Consider the following 1039-nt stretch of genomic DNA (forward strand, 5'->3'; position numbering starts at 1 on the left):
GGCTTTGTTGCACAAAGCTATTCTTGAGGGCTTCTTTAGCAATATAATTTCCAGATGAAGAAGCCTGCACCTAAAACTTACCGTACAACCAATTGGTCCTCGTATAACCAAGCTTTAATCAAGCGAGGAAATATTTCAATCTGGTTTGATCCTAAGACCCAATGGTATGCACAACCACAAGGCAAGCACGGACGAAATCAAACTTATTCCGATACAGCGATTCAATGCTGTTTAATGATCAAATCTCTATTCCGTCTTTCTTTACGTATGGTCACTGGCTTTGCTCAAAGCCTGATTAAACTCTGTGGCTTGAATTGGACAGCACCAGATTACTCCACCCTCTGTAGACGACAAAAGCATATTGATATTGCGATAAGCTATCAGAAAAGTCGTGATGGGTTACACCTACTCGTCGACTCTACGGGTTTAAAATTTTTAGGTGAAGGTGAATGGAAGCGTAAGAAACATCAGCCTGAATACCGTCGGCAATGGCGTAAACTGCATATTGGTATAGATGCTGAAACACTGCAAATACGTGCCGTTCAGCTTACGACAAATAATGTCAGTGATTCACAAGTACTAGGTGATTTACTGGATCAAATCCCACCAAATGAGCGAATAGATTCTGTCTATACCGATGGGGCGTACGACACGAAGTGCTGCAGACAAGTGATTTCAGATCGTCAAGCACATGCAGTAATTCCACCCAGGAAGAATGCCAAGCCCTGGAAAGATTCTAAAATCAGTTCAATAGAACGAAATGAGTTACTTCAAACGGTTAAGCATTTAGGCAGAACCCTATGGAAAAAATGGTCGGGCTATCACCGTCGCAGTTTGGTGGAAACCAAGATGCATTGCATCAAATTATTAGGAGATAAGCTGACGGCAAGACATTTTCAAAGTCAGGTCAATGAAGTTCATGCGCGTGTGGCAGTTCTGAATAGATTTACGGAATTAGGTAGACCTCACACCCAAGTTGTCACTTAAATTTGAATGGATTGGGGAAAACTCAGCTTTTGAATGTTTATGCAACAAAGCC

1 protein-coding gene is annotated in these 1039 nt (G+C 41.8%); it reads left to right on the top strand.

Annotation, left to right across the window (positions count from 1 at the left end; translation table 11 throughout):
- The first annotated feature begins 54 nt into the window (after positions 1-54).
- Positions 55-987 carry an IS5 family transposase gene (locus FTV08_RS16085; protein WP_055414397.1) on the top strand — a complete coding sequence of 311 codons (933 nt, stop codon included), beginning with the start codon at positions 55-57 and terminating at the stop codon, positions 985-987.
- Positions 988-1039 lie beyond the last annotated feature (52 nt).

Source organism: Acinetobacter sp. YH12226 (assembly GCF_013417805.1).
Classification (GTDB): Bacteria; Pseudomonadota; Gammaproteobacteria; order Pseudomonadales; family Moraxellaceae; genus Acinetobacter.

Coding starts and splice junctions, on each gene's coding strand:
- FTV08_RS16085 (WP_055414397.1), top strand. CDS start 55: ATGAAGAAGCCTGCACCTAAAACTTACCGTACAACCAATTGGTCCTCG.